This is a genomic window from Streptomyces gilvosporeus (assembly GCF_002082195.1).
In the GTDB taxonomy this organism is placed as follows: domain Bacteria; phylum Actinomycetota; class Actinomycetes; order Streptomycetales; family Streptomycetaceae; genus Streptomyces; species Streptomyces gilvosporeus.
In genome coordinates, this window is the sequence record NZ_CP020569.1 from 6,345,775 (window position 1) to 6,368,828 (window position 23,054).

Sequence of the window (23,054 nt, forward strand, 5' to 3'; positions counted from 1 at the left end):
GCAAGACTTGCCCCCGTTGTGTAGCGGCCTAGCACGCCGCCCTCTCAAGGCGGTAGCGCCGGTTCGAATCCGGTCGGGGGTACAGAGAAGAAGGCTCCCCGCATCATGCGGGGGGCCTTCTCGCATTCAACTGCCGCCGCCGAAGCGCTTGTCGGGCGGAGCCGGGGCGCTGCGGCGCGTCGAGGGCCTCGGTGCATGCCGGCCGGTGCATGCCGAAGGGGCGGGAGGCGGCCGCGACTTCGGGGTGCAAGCGCCGGGCCGGTCGCGGTCGGGAGACCTCCTCGGTGGCTGGGCGGTACCTCGCCCGCGGTGGCCACCGGGATCCGGCCGTCCCCGGCCGCGCACGTACGTCCCCGGCACTCTGCGTGATGTTTCCCAGCCGTTCGCTTGCGCACCGAATTGGAGAGTGTCACTATCCAAGAATGGGTAGCGGCACTATCCAATGGTCCCCGGGCGTGCCGAGGCGTCCCGGGGTGTCTCGCGGCATGACGAAGGGGGCTCCCATGAGCGGCAGGCCGGTTGAGGGACGGATGACGGCGGACGGCGACGGGGAGGCGGTGGTCTTCCTCGTCGGCATGCGGGTCAACAGCTGGTGGGCGGTGCGCAGTTGGCTGCCCGTCTTCCTGGCGATGCCGCGGATGATCAAGGAGCAGGCGCGGGACCGGGAGCGCGGGATGCTGGGGTACCGGTTCCTGCCGGGGCTGCGGAACTTCGCCGTGCTCCAGTACTGGGAATCGATGGACAAGCTGCTGGCCTACGCCGTCGACCAGGGCGGCGAGCACCGGCCGGCCTGGACGGCGTACAACCGGCGGGCGCGGGCGGGCCGGGGCAAGGTCGGCTTCTGGCACGAGACCTATGCCGTCCCGGCGGGCTCGTACGAGAGCATCTACGCCAATATGCCGCCCCACGGGCTGGGGGCGGTCCGGGGTGTGGTCCCGGTCGGGCGCCGCGGGGAGCGAGCGGCCGACCGGCTGGGCGTCTGAGCGCCGAAGGGAGCGGCCCGTACGGCGTGATCCGTACGGGCCGCTACCGCAACCGACAGCGGCTCCTGCCCCGGCCGGCCCCGCTGCGGCGTGCTAGCCGCTCCTCCGCAGGCCCTCGGAGAGGCGGGCGGCGGCGTCGATGACCGCCTGGGCGTGCATCCGGCCCGGGTGGCGGGTCAGGCGCTCGATCGGTCCGGAGACCGAGACGGCGGCGACCACGCGGTTGGAGGGGCCGCGCACGGGCGCGGAGACGGAGGCCACGCCGGGCTCGCGCTCGCCGATCGACTGGGCCCAGCCGCGGCGCCGCACGCCCGAGAGCGCGGTGGCCGTGAAGCGGGCGCCCTGGAGGCCGCGGTGCAGCCGCTCGGGCTCCTCCCAGGCCATCAGGATCTGGGCCGAGGAGCCGGCCTTCATGGTCAGCGTGGAGCCGACCGGGACGGTGTCCCGCAGTCCGGACAGCCGTTCCGCCGCCGCCACGCAGATACGCATATCGCCCTGCCGGCGATAGAGCTGGGCGCTCTCGCCCGTCACATCGCGCAGGTGGGTGAGCACCGGTCCGGCCGTGGCCAGCAGGCGGTCCTCGCCGGCCGCCGCGGCCAGCTCCGACAGCCGCGGGCCCAGGATGAACCGGCCCTGCATGTCCCTCGCCACCATCCGGTGGTGTTCCAGTGCCACGGCCAGCCGGTGGGCCGTGGGTCGTGCAAGCCCTGTCGCCGCGACCAGCCCGGCGAGGGTGGCCGGACCGGACTCCAGAGCGCTCAGTACGAGAGCCGCCTTGTCGAGAACGCCGACGCCGCTAGAGTTGTCCATGCAACGATACTCGCGTCTCACACTGTGAAACGCAAGTTCAATTTTCCAGGGAAGTCGTCAGTCTGTAGATGTGGCCCTCGACCAGGGCCCGGCGTCAGGCCCGCCAAGGGGATTTCCGCGGGCATCGCGCATGGACGAGCAAGGCCGGCGAAGCGGCCGGCCGGAGGGAAAGCGATGGGACGGACACTCGCGGAGAAGGTCTGGGACGACCATGTCGTCCGGCGCGCGGAAGGCGAGCCCGACCTCCTCTTCATCGATCTGCACCTGCTGCACGAGGTCACCAGCCCGCAGGCGTTCGACGGCCTCCGCAAGGCCGGCCGCCAGGTGCGCCGCACGGACCTGACCATCGCCACCGAGGACCACAACACCCCCACCCTCGACATCGACAAGCCGATCGCCGACCCGGTCTCGCGCACCCAGCTGGAGACGCTGCGCAAGAACTGCGCCGAGTTCGGCGTCCGGCTGCACCCGCTGGGCGATGTCGAGCAGGGCGTTGTCCACGTGGTGGGACCGCAGTTGGGACTGACCCAGCCCGGTACCACCGTGGTCTGCGGTGACAGCCACACCTCCACCCACGGAGCCTTCGGCGCCCTGGCGTTCGGTATCGGCACCAGCCAGGTCGAGCACGTCCTGGCCACCCAGACGCTGCCGATGGCCCCCTTCAAGACCATGGCGATCACCGTCGACGGCGAACTGCCCGAGGGCGTGACCGCCAAGGACCTCATCCTGGCGATCATCGCGCGGATCGGCACCGGCGGCGGCCAGGGCTACGTCCTGGAGTACCGCGGCCCGGCCATCGAGAAACTGTCGATGGAAGCCCGGATGACCATCTGCAACATGTCGATCGAGGCCGGTGCGCGGGCGGGCATGATCGCCCCCGACCGGACCACCTTCGACTACCTCCAGGGCCGCGACCACGCCCCCCGGGGCGAGGACTGGGACGCCGCGGTCGCCTACTGGAAGACGCTGCGCACCGACGACGACGCGGTCTTCGACGCCGAGGTGCACATCGACGCCTCCGCGCTGTCGCCGTTCGTCACCTGGGGCACCAACCCCGGCCAGGGTGCGCCGCTTTCGGCCAGCGTCCCCGACCCGGCTTCGTACGAGGACGCCTCGGAGCGGATGGCCGCCGAAAAGGCCCTGGAATACATGGGGTTGAGCGCCGGTCAGCCGCTGCGCGAGATCACCGTGGACACCGTCTTCGTAGGTTCGTGCACCAACGGCCGCATCGAGGACCTGCGCTCCGCGGCAGCCATCCTGGAAGGCCGCCAGGTCGCCGACGGCGTACGGATGCTGATCGTGCCCGGTTCGGTCCGGGTCTCGCTGGAGGCCGTCGCCGAGGGCCTGGACAAGGTCTTCACCGCGGCGGGGGCCGAATGGCGGCACGCGGGTTGCTCGATGTGCCTGGGTATGAACCCCGACCAGCTGGCGCCCGGTGAGCGCTCCGCGTCCACCTCCAACCGCAACTTCGAGGGCCGCCAGGGCAAGGGCGGCCGCACCCACCTGGTCTCGCCGCAGGTGGCCGCCGCAACGGCGGTTCTCGGCCATCTGGCCTCACCGGCCGATCTCTCTGACGTCGCCGTCGCCACGCCCGCGGGAGTCTGAACCATGGAAGCTTTCACCACCCACACCGGCCGGGCCGTCCCGCTGCGCCGCAGCAACGTCGACACCGACCAGATCATCCCGGCCCACTGGCTGAAGAAGGTCACCCGCGACGGCTTCGAGGACGGGCTGTTCGAGGCCTGGCGCAAGGATCCCGCGTTCGTCCTCAACCAGGAGGCGTACAACGGCGCCACCGTCCTGGTGGCGGGCCCCGACTTCGGCACCGGCTCCTCGCGTGAGCACGCCGTCTGGGCGCTCCAGAACTACGGCTTCAAGGCCGTCATCTCCTCGCGTTTCGCGGACATCTTCCGCGGCAACTCCCTCAAGAACGGCCTGCTGACGGTGGTCCTGCCGCAGGAGACCGTCGAGGCGCTGCAGAAGCTGGCGGAGGCCGACCCCACCGCCGAGGTCACCGTCGACCTGGTCGCCCGCGAGGTGCGCGCCGAGGGCATCACCGCCGGCTTCGAGCTGGACGAGAACGCCCGTTGGCGGCTGCTGGAGGGGCTGGACGACATCAGCCTCACTCTCCGGGAGGAGTCGTCCATCGTGACGTACGAGGCGAATCGCCCGTCCTTCAAGCCGCGCACCCTTGAGGTCTGACCTCGGCTTTTGGCTCAAAGAGTTATTGCGTACGATGCGCCCCCTGTGCAGTTGGCAGGGGGCGCATCGGCTTGTGTACGCGGCCGTTGAGGCCCCGTGAAGCGACAACTCGCCGCAGATGGCACAATTAGCGCATGGAACGCGACGGCCAACTCGAGCTCTACGGTTTCGTCGCCGACCGACTCAAGGACGCACACGCAAGGGTGCGGACACTGCAAGTCCCGGAGGGCGTACGGATGGCGCTGACCCGGAAGCTGCTCGTCATCACGGCCGCGGCAAAACACGATCTTGCGGACGCGGCAAGGCGTCTGGAGTGGTTCATGCATGACCTCGATGAAGGTCGTTATCCCGAAGACGTGCACCGCGACGGAAGTCCGTGAAGGTCGAGTTTGTTGCGGCACAAGGGTGATTAGCCCGTTTCGTGTTTGATTTGCGGTATGTATCTGCCTAACGTGCGAAAAAGCTTGGAAACTTTCGTTCCAGCAATGTCTCCGAAGGGGAAGACGTGAACAAGGCGCAGCTCGTAGAAGCCATTGCCGACAAGCTCGGCGGCCGCCAGAACGCCGCGGACGCGGTGGACGCGGTACTGGACGCAATCGTCCGTGCAGTTGTCGGCGGCGACCGCGTTTCGGTCACCGGATTCGGCTCGTTCGAGAAGGTCGACCGTCCGGCCCGCTATGCCCGTAACCCGCAGACGGGGGAGCGCGTGCGGGTCAAGAAGACCTCGGTGCCGCGATTCCGCGCCGGTCAGGGCTTCAAGGACCTGGTGGCCGGCTCGAAGAAGCTCCCCAAGGGCGGCGAGGTCTCCGTCAAGAAGGCCCCCAAGGGCAGCCTCACCGGCGGCGCCGCCATCAAGAAGGCGGCCGCGAAGAAGGCCACCGCCAAGAAGGCCGCCGCCAAGAAGACAACGGCGAAGAAGGCCGCGGCGAAGAAGACCACGGCAGCGAAGAAGGTCACCGCCAAGAAGACCACGGCGAAGAAGGCCCCCGCGAAGGCCGCGGCGAAGAAGACCACGGCCGCCAAGAAGGCGACGGCGAAGAAGGCCACCGCCAAGAAGACCGCCCCCGCCAAGAAGGCGACGGCGAAGAAGGCGCCGGCCAAGAAGGCCACGGCGCGCAAGACCACCGCCAAGAAGACCACCGCCCGCAAGCGGTAAACAGCCAAGACGCCGGGCGCCGGGCCGGTCTCCCTCCGGGGAGCCCGGCCCGCGGTGCATGCGCGCACACCGCCCTGAACTAGGCTTTCCGTCATGCAGGCCACCGCATACACCTACGACGACGCCACCCGCTCCGGCAGCGTGCTGCTCGACGACGGCACCCCGCTGCCCTTCGACGCGGCGGCCTTCGACGCCGGCGGGCTGCGGCTGCTGCGGCCCGGTCAGCGCGTCCGTATCGAGGTCGAAACTGCGGCGGGTACGGGCGACGGCGCCGCAGAGGGCAGAGCCGAAGGCCGCAGGATCGTGCTCATCACCCTCCAGACGCTCTGACCGCGGGGGACACCGGCCCCTGCGGCTCCACCGGCTCCCGAGGCCCCTCAGGCCCGCCTGCGCCCGCCGGAGCGCCGCCCACCGGCCCTCGTACCTGCGCGGCCGTGTACGGGCCCACGCCCAGCGCCAGCGCCGCCCGCAGATCCTCACCGGTGTCCACGTCCCGCCGCACCGACGGCACCCCGGGCGCGGTGATCTCCCGCGCCCCGGACGCCAGGTGGCGCAGCCGCGAAGCGCCGCCGAATGCCGGCGCCAATTCCACTCCGCACCGCGCGGTGAGAAGTGTTGTCCCGATATCCGCCGCATCCGCGAGAAATGCACGGGGAAATAGCGCGGCGGAATGGAGCACCAGTTCCAGCTCGGCCGGACGCAACGCCGGAAGATCCGCGTTCAGGGCCGCGACCGCGGCACCGGGACGACGCGCCCGTACCGCCCGCGCACCGTGCGCCAGCGCCGCGTTGAGACCGCCGCCCGGTGTGTCGGGCACGATGCGCGCGCCCAGGGCCGCCAGCCGCTCCCCGGCCACATGATCGTCCGTGACAACCGCCACATCGCGCACATCGGTGCAGGCCAGCGCCGCGGCCACGGTGTCCAGGGCGAACGCCAGCGCCAATCGGGGCCGCACATCCTCCCCGGCCGCCTGCGAGAGCCTGCTCTTGGCCCGCACCAGCGGTTTCAGCGGCACCACCAGGCTCCAGCCCGCATCCGCTCCGTCTCTTGTCATCGCCCTCATTCTCCCCCGCGCCCGCCGACTCCCGCCGGTGGCGGGGTTACGGTGTTCTCGACATAGCGGGTACCTGGAGCGACACTTGTGCGGCTGCCGGACCGGCGCAGCTTCACAGGTCCCACAAGGAGGGTGTCCAAGTGTCCCGCCGCAGAATCGGCTTCTGGTACCGCTTGGCCGCGGTCATCTGCAAACCGCCGCTCGTGGTTCTGTTCAAGCGGGACTGGCGAGGAATGGAGCACATTCCCGCCGAGGGTGGATTTATCACCGCGGTGAACCACAACTCGTATCTCGACCCGCTCTCCTACGCGCACTATCAGTACAACACCGGCCGGGTCCCGCGATTCCTCGCCAAGTCCGGTCTCTTCAAGAGCGGCTTTGTCGGCCTGATGATGCGCGGCACCGGACAGATCCCCGTCTACCGGGAAACCACCGACGCGGCCAACGCCTTCCGCGCCGCCGTCACCGCGATCGAGAAGGGCGAATGCGTCGCCTTCTACCCCGAGGGCACCCTCACCCGCGACCCCGACATGTGGCCCATGCAGGGCAAGACCGGCGCCGCCCGCGTGGCATTGCTGACCAAGGCCCCGGTCATTCCCGTCGCCCAGTGGGGCGCCAATGACGCGATGCCGCCGTACGCCAAGGAGAAGAAGCTCCGGCTCTTCCCCCGCAAAACACTCAAGGTCAAGGCGGGACCGCCGGTCGACCTGAGCGCGTTCCACGGCAAGGAGCCCACCGCCGAGGTGCTGCGCGCCGTCACCGAGACCATCATGGCCGCCATCACCGAGCAGCTGGCCCTGCTGCGCGACGAGCCCGCGCCCGCCGAACCGTACGACTACCGCAAGGCCATCGCCCGCGAGCGGCGCGCCGCCCGCGAGGCCGCCAAGGTCGCCGCCAACGCCCTCATCGAGCCCGCCGGCAGCGACGCGGTGGCCCTCACGCAGCAGGCCCCCGCCGCCCGGCAGGCCCAAAGCACCCAGCAGGCACAGGAGGATGACAGCAAGTGACGCGCTGCGCCGTCTTCGGCACGGGGTCCTGGGGCACCGCCTTCGCGATGGTGCTCGCCGACGCGGGATGCGAGGTGACCCTCTGGGGCCGCCGCGCCGCCGTCGTCGACGCCATCAACACCGGCCGCACCAACCCCGACTACCTGCCCGGGGTCACCCTGCCCGCCGCCGTACGGGCCACCACCGACCCCGCGGAAGCCGCCCGCGGCGCCGACTTCACCGTCCTCGCCGTCCCCTCGCAGACGCTGCGCGCCAACCTCACCGAATGGGCGCCCCTGCTCGCCGACGGCACGGTCCTGGTCTCCCTGATGAAGGGCGTCGAACTGGGCACCGCCAAGCGCATGAGCGAGGTCATCGAGGAGGTCGCCAAGGTGCCCGCGGAACGCGTCGCGGTCCTCACCGGCCCCAATCTCGCCAAGGAGATCGCCGCCCGCCAGCCCGCCGCCGCCGTCGTGGCCTGTGTCGACGAGGACGTCGCCCGGCGCCTCCAGACCGCCTGCCACACCCCGTACTTCCGCCCGTACACCAACACCGACGTGGTCGGCTGCGAACTGGGCGGCGCCGTCAAGAACGTCATCGCGCTGGCCGTCGGCATCGCCACCGGCATGGGCCTGGGCGACAACGCCAAAGCCTCCCTGATCACCCGCGGTCTGGCCGAGACCACCCGGCTGGGCCTGGCCATGGGCGCCGACGCACACACCTTCGCGGGCCTGGCCGGCATGGGCGACCTCGTCGCCACCTGCTCCTCGCCGCTGTCGCGCAACAACACCTTCGGCACCAACCTCGGCCGCGGCATGTCGCTGGAGGAGACCATCGCGGTCACCAAGCAGACCGCCGAGGGCGTCAAGTCGTGCGAGTCCGTACGGGATCTGGCGCGCCGGCACGGCGTCGACATGCCGCTGACCGAGACCGTCGTGGAGATCGTCCACGAGGGCAAACCGCCGATGGTCGCCCTCAAGGACCTGATGGCGCGCACCGCCAAGCCGGAGCGGCACTGAAGCGGCCGGGGCCGTCCGGCGGAAACCACCCGGCCCGCCAGCACTGACTCCCGGCCTGCCAGCAGGTACCCTCAACGCGTTATGAGCAGCCAGACCTCCTCCCACAAGCCCCGCGTCGCCGTCGTCTTCGGCGGCCGCAGCTCCGAGCACGCCATCTCCGTACTCACCGCCGGAGCCGTGCTGCGCGCCATCGACCGCGACAAGTACGAGGTGCTGCCCATCGGCATCACCACCGACGGCCGCTGGGCGCTGACCGCCGACGATCCCGAGCGGATGGCCATCGCCGACCGGCAGCTGCCCAGCGTGGCCGCGCTCGCCGAGTCCGCCGAGGGCGGCGTGGTGCTGCCGGTCGACCCGACCAGCCGCGAGGTCGTCTACACCGAGCCCGGCTCGGTCCCCAAGGCGCTCGGCGAGGTCGACGTCGTCTTCCCCGTCCTGCACGGCCCCTACGGCGAGGACGGCACCCTCCAGGGCCTGCTGGAGCTCTCCGGCATCCCCTACGTCGGCTCGGGCGTCCTCGCCTCCGCCGTGGGCCAGGACAAGGACTACATGAAGCGGGTCTTCACCTCCTTCGGGCTGCCCGTCGGCCCGTACGAGGTCATCCGGCCCCGCGAGTGGGACAGGGACCCCGCGGCCGCACGCAAGAAGATCGTGGACTTCGCCGGCGAACACGGCTGGCCGCTGTTCGTCAAGCCCGCCCGGGCCGGCTCGTCCATCGGCATCACCAAGGTCGACGACCTCGCGGGCCTGGACGAGGCCGTCGAGGAAGCCCGCCGCCACGACCCCAAGGTCATCGTCGAGGCGCTGCTGCGCGGCCGCGAGATCGAGTGCGGGGTGCTGGAGTTCGAGGACGGCCCGCGCGCGAGCGCCCCGGCCGAGATCCCGCCGGTCACCGCGCACGACTTCTACGACTTCGAGGCCAAGTACATCGACTCGGCCGCAGGCATCGTGCCCGCCCCGCTGACCGCCGAGCAGACCGCCAAGGTCCAGGAACTGGCCGTCCAAGCCTTCGAGGCGGCGTCCTGCGAGGGCCTGGTGCGCGCCGACTTCTTCCTCCAGGACAACGGCGAGTTCGTGATCAACGAGATCAACACCCTGCCCGGCTTCACGCCCATCTCGATGTACCCGCGGATGTGGCAGGAGAGCGGTGTGAGCTACCCGGAGCTGATCGACCGGCTGCTCCAGGCGGCGCTGAACCGCTCCACGGGGCTGCGCTGACGGCGGTCCGCCCGCAGGGCGCCGCTACACACCCGCCGGGACGGTCTTCTTGACGGCGCCCGCGAGGTCGGTGAGCACATCGATCTCGGGGGCGTACTTCCCCGGCACGGTCACCTCGACATAGACCTTGCGCAGCACGGTCGTGAAGCGGTAACCGTCATCCTGCTTCTCGAACAGCCACTGCACACCGTCGACCGCCGCCGCGTCGGCCGTGGGGTTGTAATGTTCACTTCCGTACGTCAGGACGTCGGGCTTGCTCACCCCGCAGCGCAGCGTCACGGCAGGATCGCCCCATACGGCAGTGAAGTCGGAGACGGGCTCGGCGGTGCCCCGCTCGAGCCCCTCCACGGTCTTCGGCAACTCCCGGTGGAGCGCCCGGCAGTGGCGCGCCGCCTCACCCCGCGGGGAGGGCGCATCGACATCCGTCGAAGCACAGCCCACCGCCGCGAACAGCACGGTGAGTACAGGCAGGGCCAGGTACCGGCGGCGCGCAGTCTTCACCCGGCCGAGCATACGGGGAGCTACAGATGAACCACCGGACAGGTGAGGGTCCGCGTGATCCCCTCCACCTGCTGGACCTTGGCGACCACCATGCGGCCGAGCTCGTCCACCGTGTCGGCCTGCGCCCGCACAATCACGTCGTAGGGTCCGGTCACGTCCTCGGCCTGGAGCACGCCGGGGATCTTCGCGATCACCTCCGCCACCGCGGAGGCCTTGCCGACCTCGGTCTGGATCAGGATGTACGCCTGTACCACGGGACCTCCAGGGCGGCTACGGGGATCATGTGGGAAGAAGGGACGCCACGGTACCGCGTCACCGTGCGGAGCGGGGAGACCCGCGCGGTGAAAGCGGCGCATGCGGCGCACTCGTCAGACCAGTACGGACGGTCCGTACGCAGGGGAAGGGCAACAGCATGAAGGGCACCGTGGGCGAGCTGGGGGAATTCGGGCTGATCAGGGAGCTCACCGCCCGGCTCACCTCCACCCCGGCCGTACGCATCGGTCCGGGGGACGACGCCGCGGTGGTCACCGCGCCCGACCGGAGGGTGGTGGCCAGCACCGACGTCCTCCTGGAGGGCCGGCACTTCCGCCGCGACTGGTCGACCGCCTACGACGTGGGCCGCAAGGCCGCCGCACAGAACCTGGCCGATATCGCGGCCATGGGCGCGGTGCCCACCGCGATCCTGCTCGGCCTGGTCGTGCCCGCCGAACTCCCCGCCACCTGGGCCACCGAGCTGATGGACGGGCTGCGCGACGAATGCCAGGTGGCCGGCGCCGCGGTCGTCGGCGGTGACGTCGTACGCGGCGAGACCATCACCGTCGCCATCACCGCCCTCGGCGATCTGCGCAACGCCGAACCGGTCACCCGGGCCGGCGCCCAGCCCGGCGACGTGGTCGCGGTGACCGGCTGGCTGGGCTGGTCCGCCGCCGGGCACGCCGTCCTGACCCGCGGATTCCGCTCACCGCGCGCCTTCGTCGAGGCCCACCGCCGGCCCGAACCGCCCTACCACGCGGGCCCCGCCGCCGCCGGGCTGGGCGCCACCGCCATGACCGACGTCAGCGACGGCCTGGTCGCCGACCTCGGGCACATCGCCGAGGCCAGCAAGGTCCGTATCGACCTGCGCTCCGCCGCCATCGACATCCCCTCCCAGATGTCCGACATCGGCACCGCGGTCGGCGTGGACCCCATGCAGTGGGTGCTCAACGGCGGCGAGGACCACGCGATCGTGGCCACGTTCCCGCCCGATGTGAAGCTGCCCGCCCGCTGGAAGGTCATCGGCGAGGTCCTCAACCCCTCCGCGCTGCCGCAGGTCACCGTCGACGGCGCCCCCTGGGCGAAGGCCGGCTGGGACCACTTCGGGGACAACGAGTAGGAGGTCGGCGCGTAGCGGCGTCTTTTGGGGGTGGAGGCCGGGTGACGGGAGGGCGAGTAGATTCGGCGCCATGCCCACACCTCCTCGCGCGTTGACCGTCGCCGGATCCGACTCCGGCGGCGGCGCCGGCATCCAGGCCGACCTCAAGACGATGCTGGCGCTCGGCACCCACGGCATGAGCGTGCTCACCGCCGTCACCGCCCAGAACTCGCTCGGCGTGCAGGGCGCGTGGGAACTGCCCGCCGAGGCCGTACGGGCCCAGTTCCGCAGCGTCGTCGACGACATCGGCGTCCAGGCCGTCAAGACCGGCATGCTCTCCTCGGCCGCACTCGCCGAGACCGTCGCCGCGCTCCTCGCCGACCTCGACGTCCCGGTCGTCATCGACCCCGTCGGCGTCTCCAAGCACGGAGACCCGCTGCTGGCCGAGAGCGCCCTGGACGCGGTACGCACCAAGCTCCTGCCGACCGCCACCGTCGCCACCCCCAACCTGGACGAGGTCGCCCGGCTCACCGGCGTACACGTCCGCGAGGAGGCCGATATGCGGCGGGCGGCCGCCGCGGTCCTGGACTTCGGGCCGCGCTGGGCGCTCGTCAAGGGCGGCCACCTGACGGCGGACACCGGGGAGGCCGTCGACCTGCTCACCGACGGCCGCGAGGAACACTGGCTGCGCGCCCCGCGCCACGACAACCGGCACACTCACGGCACCGGCTGCACCCTCGCCAGCGCGCTCGCCGCACAGCTCGCCAAGGGCGACACCGTCCCGCAGGCCGCCGCCGCGGCCAAGGAGTACGTCACCGGCGCCATCGCGGCCGGATTCCGGCTCGGCGCGGGCATCGGCCCGGTCGACCACGGCTGGCGCCTGCGCGGCTGAACCACTGCGCGCCCGAACCGCCCCCGGGAACGGCAAAAGCCGGCCCATCCGACGGATGGACCGGCTTCACAAGCAACCGGCTGGGCTGCGCTACGGCGAACGCGTCAGCGCGAGACCTTGCCGGCCTTGATGCACGAGGTGCAGGCGTTCAGCTTCTTCGGCGTCCGCCCGATCACCGCACGCACCGTCTGGATGTTGGGGTTCCAACGACGGTTGGTACGGCGATGCGAGTGCGAGACACTCTTGCCGAAGCCCGGCCCCTTGCCGCAGACGTCGCAGTTGGCAGCCACGGGTCACTCCAAAGACTTCAGATGCACTTACGGTGAAATCCCGACGGGCCGAGTGCATGGCCTTTACCGGCGTCGTCAGGAGAGGAATGGCCCGATTTTCATCGGGCAACCGGAGCAGCATACAACGACCGCTCCCGTAGAACGAAACTATCACGCAGCCCCCGGCACCCGCCCCGCACCCGGTGCCGGAGCGCGGCTACTGTGCGGTGCATCCCGCGATCCAGGAGGACGATGTGCCCTACCCGCTCGACGCCGCCGCGGTACGCGCCTGGTGCGGGCTGGCCCTGGAATCGCTCGGCCGGCAACGCGAGCGGATCGACGCGATCAACGTCTACCCGGTGGCCGACGGCGACACCGGCACCAACCTCTACCTGACCCTCGAATCCGCCACCCGCGCCGTCGAGGCCGCCTTCGACGGCCACGCCTCCACCGGGACCGCACCCCGCCTGGCCGACGCCATCGGCGCCATGGCCCACGGCGCCCTCATCGGCGCCCGCGGCAACTCCGGCACCATCGTCGCCCAGCTGCTGCGCGGGATGACCGAGGTCCTGGCGGCCGGCGACGCCGACGGCGGGCCCGAGGCGCTGCGCTGCGCCCTGCGCAGGGCCGCAGCCTCCACCTACGAGGCCGTCGCCCACCCCGTGGAGGGCACCGTCCTGACGGTCGCCACCGCCGCCGCCACCGCCGCCGAAGGCGCCACCGGGGACGCCGCCGCCGTCGCACGGGCCGCCCACGACGGCGCCCGCGCCGCCCTGAAGGCCACCCCCGTCCAGCTCGCGGTCCTCGGCCGGGCGGGCGTCGTGGACGCCGGCGGCTGCGGCCTGGTCGCCCTGCTCGGCGCCCTCGCCGACGCCCTGTCCGGCGAGGCGACGGCGGCCCCCGTCGCCCTGCGGGCCGACGCGCCGCTCCCGGAGGCCGGCGGGCACGAGGCGACCGTGCGTGAGGTGGACGGCTGTGCGGACGCCGACGAGGACGGCCCCGCCTTCGAGGTGATCTACCTGCTGGAGGCCGACGACGCCGCGGTGGCCCGGCTGCGCACCCGCCTCGACGCCCTGGGCGACTCCCTGGTCGTCGTCGGCGGCGACGGCCTGTGGAACGTCCACGTCCACGCCGACGACGCGGGCGCCGCCGTCGAGGCCGGCATCGAGGCCGGCCGGCCCTACCGCATCGCCATCACCCACTTCGGCGGCGCCGCCCGCACCAGGGAACCGGAGCTGGCCGCCCGCGCCGTCGTCGCCGTCGTCCCCGGCGCCGGGCTCGCCGGACTGTGCGCCGAGGCGGGCGCCACCACCGTTGCCGTACGCCCCGGGGAACCGCCCGCCAGCGGCGAACTGGTCCAGGCCATCCGCCAGGCCCACGCCCGCGAGGTGATGCTGCTGCCCAACGACCCCGACCTGCGGCACACCGCCGCGGCCGCCGCCGAACAGGCCCGCACCGAAGGCGTCCGCGTCGCCCTGATCCCTACCCGCTCCGCGGTCCAGGGCATCGCCGCCCTCGCCGTCCACGAACCCGACCGCAGCTTCGACGAGGACGTCGTCGCCATGACCGCGGCCGCCGGCGCCACCCGCTACGCCGAGCTGGCCGTCGCCGAACGCCAGTCGTGGACGATGGCCGGCGTCTGCCAGGCCGGCGACGTCCTCGGCCTGATCGACGGCGATGTCGCGGTGATCGGCGCCGAACTGGCCGCCACCGCCATGACGGTGCTCGACCGGATGCTCTCCGCGGGCGGCGAAATGGTCACCCTCGTCCTGGGCGAGGGCGTTCCCGCAGCCCTGGCCGAACGGCTGGAACGGCATGTCCGCGAGCGCTATCTCGCCGTCGACACCGTCGTCTACGAAGGCGGCCAGCACGCGGCGCCGCTGCTCATCGGCGTCGAATAGGACCGCGGGCGGGACCGCGGGCAGGACGCGGGAAAACCACCGGAGACAGCGCCGGCACGCGCCGATTGTCAGTCCCGTGGTGTGCAATGGAACGCGTGGCAGCGCTCGACGAACCCCTGAAGAACATCCTCGGCGGCAGCACCGCGAAAGTGCTGGCCGAGCACCTCGGCCTGCAAACGGTCGGCGATCTGTTGCACCACTACCCCCGGCGCTACGCCGAGCGCGGCGAGCTCACCCGCCTCGCCGACCTGCCGCTGGACGAACACGTCACCGTCGTCGCCCAGGTCGCCGACGCCCGCGTCCACACCTTCAACGGCGGCCGCGGCAAACGCCTGGAGGTCACCCTCACCGACGGCAGCGGCCGGCTGCGCCTGGTGTTCTTCGGCAAGGGCGTCCACAAACCCCACAAGGAGCTGCTGCCCGGCCGCCGCGCGATGTTCGCCGGCAAGGTCTCCGTCTTCAACCGCAGACTCCAGCTCGCCCACCCCGAATACCAGCTCCTGGACAAGGACGGCGACGACTCCGGGGCCGACGCGGTCAGCGCCTTCGCCAACCAGCTCATGCCGATCTACCCCGCCTGCCAGCAGATGGCCTCCTGGAAGATCGCCAAGGCCGTGGACGCGGTACTGCCCAGCGCACCGGACGCCGTCGACCCGCTGCCCGACGCGCTGCGCGAAGGCCGCGATCTGCTCCCGCTCCCCGACGCCCTGCACACGATCCACCGGCCGCGCACCAAAGCCGATATCGCCGACGCCCGCGCCCGCCTCAAATGGGACGAGGCGTTCGTCCTCCAGGTCGCGCTGGCCCGCCGGCGCCTGGCCGAAACCCAACTCCCCGCCGTCCCCAGGGCATTGAAGGCCGACGGACTGCTCGACGCCTTCGACGGCAAACTGCCCTTCACCCTCACCGACGGCCAGCAGCGCGTCAGCCGCGAGATCTTCGACGACCTGGCCACCAGCCACCCCATGCACCGCCTCCTCCAGGGCGAAGTGGGCTCCGGCAAGGCCCAGCCGCTGGACGCCCTGGTGCTGACGCCGCGGGGCTTCCGGCCGATGGGGGAGATGACCGTCGGCACCGAGGTGGTGGTCCCCAGCGGCGAGCGCGCCTTCGTCGACGGCGTCTTCCCACAGGGCGAACGGGAGGTGTGGCGGCTGGAGCTGTCCGACGGCAGCACCGTGGAGTGCGATGACGAGCACCTGTGGATCGTCGCCTCGCGGCATACGGGCGAGCGGGTGCTGACGACCCGCGCGCTGCGCGCCGATCTGCTGCACCCCGACGGCCGCCCCAAGTGGTCCATCGCGCCCGCCACCCCGGTGGACCTCGACGGCGGCGACGACCGGCCGCTCGACCCGTACGTCCTCGGTACGGAGCTGGCCGAGCGGCGCGCCCACGGCCCGGACGGCCGCGTACCGGACGCCTACCGCAACGCCCCGCTCAAGGACCGCCTCGCCCTGGTGCGCGGCCTGATGGACGCCGGAGGACGGCCCGCGGGCGCCAACGCCGTATTCCGCGCCGCGCCCGGCCCGCTGGCCGACGACCTCGCCTGGCTGGTGCGTTCCGTCGGCGGCCATGCCCGGCAGATCCCCGTACGCGACGGCGCCCACGACGTATACGTGGCGCTGCGCGACGCCGCGTCCCCCGACGGCGGCGGCCCGGGCCCCGTCGGCTTCCGCCGCCACGTCCGGGCCATCGCGCACGTCGGCCGCAAACCGGTCCAGTGCATCAGCGTCGCCCACCCCGAACACGCCTATGTGACCGACCACTTCACCGTCACCCACAACACCATGGTCGCGCTGCGCGCCATGCTCGGGGTCGTCGACAGCGGCGGCCAGGCCGCGATGCTGGCACCCACCGAAGTACTGGCCCAGCAGCACCACCGCTCGATCACCGAGATGATGGGCGAACTGGCCGAAGGAGGATTGCTCGGCGGCGCCGAACACGGCACCAAGGTGGTGCTGCTGACCGGCTCCATGGGCGCCGCTGCCCGCCGCCAGGCGCTGCTCGACCTGGTCACCGGCGAGGCCGGCATCGTCGTCGGCACCCACGCCCTGATCGAGGACAAGGTGCAGTTCCACGACCTGGGCCTGGTCGTCGTCGACGAACAGCACCGCTTCGGCGTCGAGCAGCGCGACGCCCTGCGCGGCAAGGGGGCCCAGCCCCCGCATCTGCTGGTGATGACCGCCACGCCCATTCCCCGCACGGTCGCCATGACCGTCTTCGGCGATCTGGAGACCTCCGTACTGGACCAACTCCCCGCCGGACGCTCACCGATCGCCAGCCATGTGGTGCCCGCCAAGGACAAACCGCACTTCCTGGAGCGCACCTGGGAACGGGTCCGCGAAGAGGTGGCCGCCGGCCACCAGGCGTATGTCGTCTGCCCGCGCATCGGCGACGAGGAGGACACCCCCAAAGCGGGCACGAAGAGCGCCAAGGGGGCCGCGCAGAAGGCCGGTTCACCGGAGGCGGATTCACCGGAGGACGTGGCGGAGAAGCGGCCGCCGCTGGCCGTCCTGGACATCGCCGACCAGCTCGCCAAGGGCCCCCTGTCCGGCCTGAAAGTGGCGGTCCTGCACGGCCGGATGGCGCCCGACGACAAGGACGCGGTGATGCAGAAGTTCGCGGCCGGCGCGCTCGATGTGCTGGTCGCCACCACCGTCATCGAGGTCGGCGTCAACGTCCCCAACGCCACCGCCATGGTGATCATGGACGCGGACCGCTTCGGCGTCTCCCAGCTGCACCAGCTGCGCGGCCGGGTCGGCCGCGGCTCCGCACCCGGCCTGTGCCTGCTGGTCAGCGAAATGCCCGAGGCCAGCCCGGCGCGCGCCCGGCTCGCCGCCGTCGCCGCCACCCTCGACGGCTTCGAACTCTCCCGTATCGACCTCGAACAGCGCCGCGAGGGCGACGTCCTGGGGCAGGCGCAGTCCGGCGTCCGCTCCTCGCTGCGGATGCTCGCGGTCATCGACGACGAGGAGGTCATCGCGGCCGCCAGAGAAGAGGCCACCGCCCTCGTCGCCGCCGACCCCGACCTCACCGGCTACCCCGAGCTGCGCACCGCGCTCTCCGCCCTGCTGGACGACGAACGGGAGCAGTACCTGGACAAGGGATGAGCGAGCGGGGAGCAGGGACCAGGGCGCAGGCGTGGTGAGATCGATCACCCCGCCCCGGCGCCGCCGGGCCCGCAAGCCGGGCGCCCGCCCGGCGGCGACGGAATATCGTGGGAGCCGAGCCCACCGGCTCCCGCAGCACCTCCACCCCACGCACCACGTAAGGACGGGCCCATGACCCGCGTGATCGCCGGTACGGCCGGCGGCCGCCGCCTGGCCGTACCACCGGGAAACGGCACCCGCCCCACCTCCGACCGGGCCCGCGAAGCCCTCTTCTCCACCTGGGAGGCGCTCGACGGCCCGCTCACCGGCGCCCGGGTCCTGGACCTGTACGGCGGCTCCGGCGCCGTCGGCCTGGAGGCGCTCTCCCGCGGCGCCGCCCACGTCCTGCTCGTCGAGGCCGACCCCCGCGCCGCCCGCACCATCCGCGACAACATCCGCGCCATCGGCCTGCCCGGCGCCGAACTGCGCACCGGCAAGGCCGAGCAGACCGCCGCCGGCCCGCCCCCCGGCGCCCCGTACGACATCGCCTTCCTGGACCCGCCCTACGCCGCCACCGAAGCCGATCTCCGCGAGATCCTGATCACACTCCGTGGTCAGGGGTGGTTTGCGGACGACGCACTCGTCACCGTGGAACGCAGCACCAGAAGCGGCACGTTCCCCTGGCCGGACGGATTCGAAGCGATCAAGTCCCGTCGCTACGGCGAGGCGACGCTTTGGTACGGTCGCGCCGCTTCGACGCCCGCCGACCCGACGTCGGTACACGCGTCATGACCGGACCGCAGAGCAAGACCGGACCGCAGAGCGAGGAGACGAAGTTGCGCCGCGCCGTCTGTCCGGGGTCGTTCGACCCCGTCACCAACGGGCACCTGGACATCATCGCCCGTGCCTCCAGGCTGTACGACGTCGTCCACGTCGCCGTGATGATCAACCAGTCGAAGCAGGGCCTGTTCACCGTCGAAGAGCGCATCGACCTGATCCGCCGGGCCACCGCCGAATACGGCAACGTCGAGGTCGAAGCCTTCCACGGCCTGCTCGTCGACTTCTGCAAACAGCGCGACATTCCGGCCATCGTCAAGGGCCTGCGCGCCGTCAGCGATTTCGACTACGAGCTCCAGATGGCCCAGATGAACAACGGCCTCTCCGGCGTCGAGACCCTCTTCGTCCCCACCAACCCCACCTACAGCTTCCTGTCCTCCAGCCTCGTCAAGGAGGTCGCCGCCTGGGGCGGCGACGTCTCCCACCTCGTCCCGCCGGTCGTTCTCGACGCCCTGACCGAGCGGTTGCGCACCAAGCGTTCCTGACGAGCCCTCGGGTGGTGAGCCGGAAGGTGTCGGGCCGGCGCCCCGGGGCCGTACAGTCGTCCCGTTCCCTCGTTCCATCCCTTCAGAGAGTGGCGAGTCCAAGGTGGACGTGCAGAAGAAGCTCGACGACATCGTCTCGACCGTCAGCGGCGCCCGGTCCATGCCCATGTCGGCCTCGTGCGTGGTCAACCGCGCCGAGCTGCTCGCCCTGCTCGAGGAGGTACGGGCGGCCCTGCCCGGCTCCCTCGCCCAGGCGCAGGAGCTGCTCGGCGGACGGGAGCAGATGGTCGAGGAGGCACGGGCCGAGGCGGAGCGGATCATCGAGTCCGCGCACGCCCAGCGCGGCTCCCTGATCTCCGACACCGAGGTCGCCCGCCAGTCCCAGGACGAGGCCGACCGGATCCTGGCCGAGGCCCGCCGCGAGGCCGAGGAGATCCGCGCCGAGGCCGACGACTACGTCGACTCCAAACTCGCCAACTTCGAGGTCGTCCTCACCAAGACCATCGGCTCCGTCGACCGCGGCCGCGAAAAGCTGCTCGGCCGCGGCCCCGGGCTCGACGAACAGGGCTACGAGGACACCGAGGCCCCCGAGCGCAGCGCCGACCCCGAGACCCTCAAACAGCGCGCCGACGCCTATGTGGACGCCAAGTTCGGCGCCTTCCAGGCCGTCCTGACCAAAACCCTGGAAGCCGTCGGCCGCGGCCGCGACAAGCTCCAGGGCGCCCGCGCCATCGACGAGCTCGCGGTGCACATGGCGACGGCCGGCGACCCGCAGACCGCCCAGCCGCAGGCGGACGCCGAATACCTCGCCGAACTGGCGGGCATCGGCGCCGGCACCGCCCAGGACCCGCAGCAGGCCCTGGCAGCGCCCCAGCCCGTGCCCCAGGCCCCGCAGCAGCCGCAGGACGCCCAGCAGCTCCAGGGCCTCCAGCAGATGCAGGATCCCCAGCAGCTCCACGATCCCCAGCAGCTCCACGATCCCCAGCAGATCCAGGATCCCCAGCAGATCCAGCAGGACCCGCTCCACCAGGGCTACTACGCCGACCCGGCGGCCTACCCGCAGCAGGACGCCTACGCCTACCAGCAGCCCCAGCAGGACCTCTACGCCCAGCACCCCCAGGACCCCTACGGCTACGACTGGCAGCAGCAGGCCCAGCAGCAGGGCTACGACCCCAACGCCTACCTCCCGCAGCAGCTGCCCCCGCAGCCCCCGCACGCCCCCCAGGACCCGAACGCGCAGGCCGGAGCGCTGGACGAGACCAGCCTCTTCGACACCAGCATGATCAACATGGACCAGATCCGGCAGTACGAGGAGCAGTACGAACAGCGGCGCCAGTAGCCGCCACAGCCGGCCCGCCCACCGGCGCCCGCACAACGGCCGGAAGCGGATTGGGCCTATCGGGGCACGTCCAGTATCCTGGCTGTTCGGTCGCCTCTACATTCGCGATCAGTGCTGCCCGCATATCCAGCCGGACCCCTCCAGCCGGTATCGGGCGGCTCGTAGCGCAGTACAGAAAGCAGGAAGCCATCAACGCCCGCCTCGACCACCGTGCCCCGCTCGTGTTCGACACACGCGAGCTGGGTCGTCGTCCCGGCACGCTCAAGCGGCTCTCCCGCACCGTCGAGGCACCCAGTGACCTCGGCAACGAGGTCGTCGGAGTGCCCGAGCGCGCCCCGATCGAGCTCGACCTCCGCCTGGAAGCGGTCATGGACGGGGTACTTGTCACAGGTACCGCCCGTGCGGCCGTGAAGGGGGAGTGCGTAAGGTGTCTTGAGCCGCTGGAGCGAGAGCTCGACGCGGACTTCCAGGAGATGTTCTCCTACCCCGACGCCGACGACCGGACCCGCACCGCGGAATCCGGCGACGACGCCGAGGACGAGGAAGACACCTTCTTCATCGAGGACGACCTGTTCGACCTCGAACCCGTGCTGCGGGATGCGGTGGTGCTCACACTGCCGCTGCAGCCGGTGTGCCAGGACGACTGCCCCGGCCTGTGCTCCGATTGCGGAGCGCGGCTGGCGGACGACCCGGACCACCACCACGACGCCGTCGACAGCCGTTGGGCGGCACTGCAGGGACTCGTCGGGTCCGACCAGGACGACGAGAAGGACAACCGTTCCCCCCGCGACAGCGGGGACGAACCTCTGACACAGGAGAAGTAGCCGTGGCCGTTCCGAAGCGGAAGATGTCGCGCAGCAACACGCGTCACCGCCGGTCGCAGTGGAAGGCTGCGGTCCCCACCCTGGTGGCGTGCGAGCGCTGCCACGAGCCGAAGCAGCAGCACATCGCGTGCCCCAGCTGCGGCACCTACAACAAGCGCCAGGTCCTCGAGGTCTGAGCGGCTGGTGACGGGCTTCATGTCAGACGCCAATCAGTCCCCCCGCAACCGCGGGGACGAACCTCCGGCAGAGACGACGGCCTCGTCCCACACGCTTCTGGAAGGGCGGCTCGGGTACACGCTCGAGTCCGCCCTTCTGGTGCGTGCGCTGACGCACCGCTCGTACGCATACGAGAACGGCGGTCTGCCCACCAACGAACGGCTCGAATTCCTCGGGGACTCGGTGCTGGGCCTGGTGGTCACCGACACGCTGTACCGCATCCACCCCGACCTGCCCGAAGGCCAGCTGGCCAAACTGCGGGCCGCGGTGGTCAACTCGCGTGCGCTCGCCGAGGTGGGCCGCGGCCTCGACCTCGGTGCCTTCATCCGCCTCGGCCGGGGCGAAGAGGGCACGGGCGGCCGGGACAAGGCATCCATCCTCGCCGACACCCTCGAAGCGGTGATCGGCGCCGTCTACCTCGACCAGGGCCTGGAAGCCGCCGGGGAGCTGGTGCACCGGCTCTTCGACCCGCTGATCGAGAAGTCCTCCAGCCTGGGCGCCGGCCTGGACTGGAAGACCAGCCTCCAGGAACTGACCGCCACCGAAGGACTCGGGGTCCCCGAATATCTCGTCAGCGAGACCGGCCCGGACCACGAGAAGACCTTCACTGCTGCCGCCCGCGTCGGTGGTGTCTCGTACGGCACCGGCACCGGCCGCAGCAAGAAGGAAGCCGAACAGCAGGCGGCCGAGTCCGCGTGGCGCGCCATCCGCGCCGCCGCGGACGAAGCGGCCGAGACGGCTTCCGGCGACGGCGCCACCGCCAAGGACGGGGCCCCGGCTCCGGCCTCCGGCGACCGGCCGTCGTCGGCACACTGAACCACCCCTTCTGACCCCGTCCGGGACGGCCGTGCGCCGCCCCGGACGGGGTCAGAGGTCTTTCCCCAGGAAGTCCTGCCCGGACGACCTCTTCCCGGGACCACTCCCGGGACCGACCATGAGACCGATCATGAGGAGCCCCCGTGCCCGAGCTGCCCGAGGTCGAGGTCGTCCGCCGCGGACTGGAACGCTGGGTCGCCGGCCGCACCGTCGGCGCCGTCGAGGTCCGCCATCCGCGCGCCATCCGCCGCCACACCGCCGGCCCCGCCGACTTCGCCGACCGCCTCACCGGACTGCGGCTGGGCACCGCGCGGCGCCGCGGCAAATACCTCTGGCTCCCGGTGACCGGCGGTGGCCCGGCCGCCCAGACCGCCGCCGAAGGCATCGCCCCCCTCGTCACCCCCTCCGTCACCCACGGCCTGGCGATCCTCGCCCACCTCGGCATGAGCGGCCAGCTGCTGGTCCAGCCCCAGGACGCCCCCGACGAGAAGCATCTGCGCATCCGCATCCGCTTCGACGACACGGTGACACCGGCGCCCCCCGGGGCGGAGGGCACCGAACTCCGCTTCGTCGACCAGCGCACCTTCGGCGGCCTCTCGCTGCACGACACCGTCCCCGGCGACCCCGACCACCTGCCCGACGTCATCGCCCACATCGCCCGCGACCCGCTCGACGCGGCCTTCGACGACGCCGCCTTCCACACCGCGCTGCGCCGCCGCCGCACCACCATCAAACGGGCGCTGCTCGACCAGTCCCTGATCAGCGGCGTCGGCAACATCTACGCCGACGAGGCCCTGTGGCGCAGCAAGCTCCACTACGACCGCCCCACCGCCACCTTCACCCGCCCGCGCACCGCCGAGCTGCTCGGCCACGTACGGGACGTGATGAACGCCGCGCTGGCCGTCGGCGGCACCAGCTTCGACAGCCTCTACGTCAACGTCAACGGCGAGTCCGGCTACTTCGAACGCTCCCTGGACGCCTACGGCCGCGAGGACGAACCCTGCCGCCGCTGCGGCACCCCCATCCGCCGCCGCCCCTGGATGAACCGCTCCAGCTACTTCTGCCCCCGCTGCCAGCGCCCGCCCCGTCCGGTACGGGGCGCCTGACGA

At 71.5% G+C, this 23,054-nt stretch carries 25 protein-coding genes and 1 tRNA gene; 21 read left to right on the plus strand and 5 right to left on the minus strand.

Translation table 11 applies throughout. The features are described from left to right. Positions 1-9 precede the first annotated feature (9 nt). Positions 10-82 (plus strand) — tRNA-Glu (locus tag B1H19_RS28435). Between the two features lie 421 nt (positions 83-503). Then, positions 504-983: a DUF4188 domain-containing protein gene (locus B1H19_RS28440; RefSeq protein WP_203237248.1), complete on the plus strand. Its 480-nt coding sequence runs from the start codon at positions 504-506 to the stop codon at positions 981-983. A 93-nt stretch (positions 984-1,076) separates the two neighbouring features. On the opposite strand, the gene ndgR is transcribed toward B1H19_RS28440, so the two are convergent. Beyond that, positions 1,077-1,793, minus strand: coding sequence for an IclR family transcriptional regulator NdgR (gene ndgR, locus B1H19_RS28445; protein ID WP_083107581.1), 717 nt, complete (start codon positions 1,791-1,793; stop codon positions 1,077-1,079). A gap of 174 nt (positions 1,794-1,967) precedes the next feature. On the opposite strand from ndgR, the gene leuC reads away from it, so the two are divergent. From leuC to B1H19_RS28470, 5 genes are all read left to right on the plus strand, one after another. Then, positions 1,968-3,398, plus strand: a complete 1,431-nt coding sequence (leuC, locus tag B1H19_RS28450; RefSeq protein ID WP_083107582.1) for a 3-isopropylmalate dehydratase large subunit — start codon at positions 1,968-1,970, stop codon at positions 3,396-3,398. 3 nt (positions 3,399-3,401) lie between these two features. Continuing rightward, a complete protein-coding gene (leuD, locus tag B1H19_RS28455) occupies positions 3,402-3,995 on the plus strand; it encodes a 3-isopropylmalate dehydratase small subunit (protein ID WP_083107583.1) in 594 nt (197 codons plus the stop codon). Positions 3,996-4,129: 134 nt separating this feature from the next. Continuing rightward, positions 4,130-4,375 (plus strand): SCO5555 family protein, encoded by a 246-nt coding sequence (locus B1H19_RS28460; protein ID WP_083107584.1) that lies wholly within the window; start codon positions 4,130-4,132, stop codon positions 4,373-4,375. Between the two features lie 125 nt (positions 4,376-4,500). Then, on the plus strand, positions 4,501-5,151 hold the full coding sequence (locus B1H19_RS28465; protein ID WP_083107585.1) for an HU family DNA-binding protein: 651 nt from the start codon (positions 4,501-4,503) through the stop codon (positions 5,149-5,151). Positions 5,152-5,244: 93 nt separating this feature from the next. Further along, complete coding sequence (locus tag B1H19_RS28470) at positions 5,245-5,481, plus strand: hypothetical protein (RefSeq protein ID WP_083107586.1); 237 nt, start codon at positions 5,245-5,247, stop codon at positions 5,479-5,481. Here the strand turns inward: B1H19_RS28470 and cofC are convergent. Continuing rightward, a complete protein-coding gene (gene cofC, locus B1H19_RS28475) occupies positions 5,462-6,205 on the minus strand; it encodes a 2-phospho-L-lactate guanylyltransferase (RefSeq protein WP_083107587.1) in 744 nt (247 codons plus the stop codon). The two genes, B1H19_RS28470 and cofC, sit on opposite strands and share 20 nt — an antisense overlap. Before the next feature lie 140 nt (positions 6,206-6,345). Here cofC and B1H19_RS28480 point away from each other — a divergent pair, with 140 nt between their 5' ends. The 3 genes from B1H19_RS28480 to B1H19_RS28490 all read left to right on the plus strand — a co-directional run bounded on the left by B1H19_RS28480 (position 6,346) and on the right by B1H19_RS28490 (position 9,428). Next, entirely contained in the window at positions 6,346-7,212 is an 867-nt protein-coding gene (locus B1H19_RS28480; RefSeq protein WP_083107588.1) for a lysophospholipid acyltransferase family protein, read from the plus strand. Further along, complete coding sequence (locus B1H19_RS28485; protein WP_083107589.1) at positions 7,209-8,210, plus strand: NAD(P)H-dependent glycerol-3-phosphate dehydrogenase; 1,002 nt, start codon at positions 7,209-7,211, stop codon at positions 8,208-8,210. The genes B1H19_RS28480 and B1H19_RS28485 overlap by 4 nt, the downstream gene beginning before the upstream one ends. Positions 8,211-8,291: 81 nt before the next feature. Then, on the plus strand, positions 8,292-9,428 hold the full coding sequence (locus tag B1H19_RS28490) for a D-alanine--D-alanine ligase family protein (RefSeq protein ID WP_083107590.1): 1,137 nt from the start codon (positions 8,292-8,294) through the stop codon (positions 9,426-9,428). 24 nt (positions 9,429-9,452) lie between these two features. On the opposite strand, the gene B1H19_RS28495 is transcribed toward B1H19_RS28490, so the two are convergent. Continuing rightward, entirely contained in the window at positions 9,453-9,941 is a 489-nt protein-coding gene (locus B1H19_RS28495; protein WP_083107591.1) for a DUF3515 domain-containing protein, read from the minus strand. Between the two features lie 8 nt (positions 9,942-9,949). Continuing rightward, the gene (locus tag B1H19_RS28500) at positions 9,950-10,183 is read right to left on the minus strand and encodes an Lrp/AsnC family transcriptional regulator (protein ID WP_046925812.1); all 234 of its coding nucleotides are present in this window, start codon (positions 10,181-10,183) and stop codon (positions 9,950-9,952) included. A gap of 158 nt (positions 10,184-10,341) precedes the next feature. Here B1H19_RS28500 and B1H19_RS28505 point away from each other — a divergent pair, with 158 nt between their 5' ends. Continuing rightward, complete coding sequence (locus B1H19_RS28505) at positions 10,342-11,301, plus strand: thiamine-phosphate kinase (RefSeq protein WP_083107592.1); 960 nt, start codon at positions 10,342-10,344, stop codon at positions 11,299-11,301. A 70-nt stretch (positions 11,302-11,371) separates the two neighbouring features. Further along, on the plus strand, positions 11,372-12,172 hold the full coding sequence (thiD, locus tag B1H19_RS28510; protein ID WP_083107593.1) for a bifunctional hydroxymethylpyrimidine kinase/phosphomethylpyrimidine kinase: 801 nt from the start codon (positions 11,372-11,374) through the stop codon (positions 12,170-12,172). 104 nt (positions 12,173-12,276) lie between these two features. On the opposite strand, the gene rpmB is transcribed toward thiD, so the two are convergent. Beyond that, the gene (gene rpmB / locus B1H19_RS28515) at positions 12,277-12,462 is read right to left on the minus strand and encodes a 50S ribosomal protein L28 (protein WP_006602870.1); all 186 of its coding nucleotides are present in this window, start codon (positions 12,460-12,462) and stop codon (positions 12,277-12,279) included. Positions 12,463-12,695: 233 nt separating this feature from the next. Here rpmB and B1H19_RS28520 point away from each other — a divergent pair, with 233 nt between their 5' ends. The 9 genes from B1H19_RS28520 to mutM all read left to right on the plus strand — a co-directional run bounded on the left by B1H19_RS28520 (position 12,696) and on the right by mutM (position 23,051). Next, positions 12,696-14,342, plus strand: a complete 1,647-nt coding sequence (locus tag B1H19_RS28520; protein WP_083109922.1) for a DAK2 domain-containing protein — start codon at positions 12,696-12,698, stop codon at positions 14,340-14,342. A gap of 86 nt (positions 14,343-14,428) precedes the next feature. Further along, a complete protein-coding gene (locus B1H19_RS28525; protein ID WP_083107594.1) occupies positions 14,429-17,449 on the plus strand; it encodes a helicase-related protein in 3,021 nt (1,006 codons plus the stop codon). Positions 17,450-17,620: 171 nt separating this feature from the next. Then, positions 17,621-18,220, plus strand: coding sequence for a 16S rRNA (guanine(966)-N(2))-methyltransferase RsmD (gene rsmD / locus B1H19_RS28530; protein WP_083107595.1), 600 nt, complete (start codon positions 17,621-17,623; stop codon positions 18,218-18,220). Beyond that, the gene (gene coaD, locus B1H19_RS28535) at positions 18,217-18,750 is read left to right on the plus strand and encodes a pantetheine-phosphate adenylyltransferase (RefSeq protein ID WP_083107596.1); all 534 of its coding nucleotides are present in this window, start codon (positions 18,217-18,219) and stop codon (positions 18,748-18,750) included. The genes rsmD and coaD overlap by 4 nt, the downstream gene beginning before the upstream one ends. Positions 18,751-18,853: 103 nt before the next feature. Beyond that, positions 18,854-20,089, plus strand: coding sequence for an ATP synthase F0 subunit B (locus tag B1H19_RS28540; RefSeq protein ID WP_083107597.1), 1,236 nt, complete (start codon positions 18,854-18,856; stop codon positions 20,087-20,089). A gap of 188 nt (positions 20,090-20,277) precedes the next feature. Further along, the gene (locus B1H19_RS28545) at positions 20,278-20,913 is read left to right on the plus strand and encodes a YceD family protein (RefSeq protein ID WP_203237378.1); all 636 of its coding nucleotides are present in this window, start codon (positions 20,278-20,280) and stop codon (positions 20,911-20,913) included. Between the two features lie 2 nt (positions 20,914-20,915). Then, positions 20,916-21,089: a 50S ribosomal protein L32 gene (rpmF, locus tag B1H19_RS28550; RefSeq protein ID WP_003951102.1), complete on the plus strand. Its 174-nt coding sequence runs from the start codon at positions 20,916-20,918 to the stop codon at positions 21,087-21,089. 19 nt (positions 21,090-21,108) lie between these two features. After that, entirely contained in the window at positions 21,109-21,945 is an 837-nt protein-coding gene (rnc, locus tag B1H19_RS28555; protein WP_083109924.1) for a ribonuclease III, read from the plus strand. A gap of 143 nt (positions 21,946-22,088) precedes the next feature. After that, positions 22,089-23,051 (plus strand): bifunctional DNA-formamidopyrimidine glycosylase/DNA-(apurinic or apyrimidinic site) lyase, encoded by a 963-nt coding sequence (mutM, locus tag B1H19_RS28560; protein WP_083107598.1) that lies wholly within the window; start codon positions 22,089-22,091, stop codon positions 23,049-23,051. Positions 23,052-23,054 lie beyond the last annotated feature (3 nt).

Bases quoted from the DNA above. Each gene is read 5' to 3' on its own strand.
- B1H19_RS28440 (WP_203237248.1), top strand. From the start codon at position 504: ATGAGCGGCAGGCCGGTTGAGGGACGGATGACGGCGGACGGCGACGGG.
- ndgR (WP_083107581.1), bottom strand. From the start codon at position 1,793: ATGGACAACTCTAGCGGCGTCGGCGTTCTCGACAAGGCGGCTCTCGTA.
- leuC (WP_083107582.1), top strand. From the start codon at position 1,968: ATGGGACGGACACTCGCGGAGAAGGTCTGGGACGACCATGTCGTCCGG.
- leuD (WP_083107583.1), top strand. From the start codon at position 3,402: ATGGAAGCTTTCACCACCCACACCGGCCGGGCCGTCCCGCTGCGCCGC.
- B1H19_RS28460 (WP_083107584.1), top strand. From the start codon at position 4,130: ATGGAACGCGACGGCCAACTCGAGCTCTACGGTTTCGTCGCCGACCGA.
- B1H19_RS28470 (WP_083107586.1), top strand. From the start codon at position 5,245: ATGCAGGCCACCGCATACACCTACGACGACGCCACCCGCTCCGGCAGC.
- cofC (WP_083107587.1), bottom strand. From the start codon at position 6,205: ATGACAAGAGACGGAGCGGATGCGGGCTGGAGCCTGGTGGTGCCGCTG.
- B1H19_RS28490 (WP_083107590.1), top strand. From the start codon at position 8,292: ATGAGCAGCCAGACCTCCTCCCACAAGCCCCGCGTCGCCGTCGTCTTC.
- B1H19_RS28495 (WP_083107591.1), bottom strand. From the start codon at position 9,941: ATGCTCGGCCGGGTGAAGACTGCGCGCCGCCGGTACCTGGCCCTGCCT.
- B1H19_RS28505 (WP_083107592.1), top strand. From the start codon at position 10,342: ATGAAGGGCACCGTGGGCGAGCTGGGGGAATTCGGGCTGATCAGGGAG.
- thiD (WP_083107593.1), top strand. From the start codon at position 11,372: ATGCCCACACCTCCTCGCGCGTTGACCGTCGCCGGATCCGACTCCGGC.
- B1H19_RS28525 (WP_083107594.1), top strand. From the start codon at position 14,429: ATGGAACGCGTGGCAGCGCTCGACGAACCCCTGAAGAACATCCTCGGC.
- rsmD (WP_083107595.1), top strand. From the start codon at position 17,621: ATGACCCGCGTGATCGCCGGTACGGCCGGCGGCCGCCGCCTGGCCGTA.
- coaD (WP_083107596.1), top strand. From the start codon at position 18,217: ATGACCGGACCGCAGAGCAAGACCGGACCGCAGAGCGAGGAGACGAAG.
- rnc (WP_083109924.1), top strand. From the start codon at position 21,109: ATGTCAGACGCCAATCAGTCCCCCCGCAACCGCGGGGACGAACCTCCG.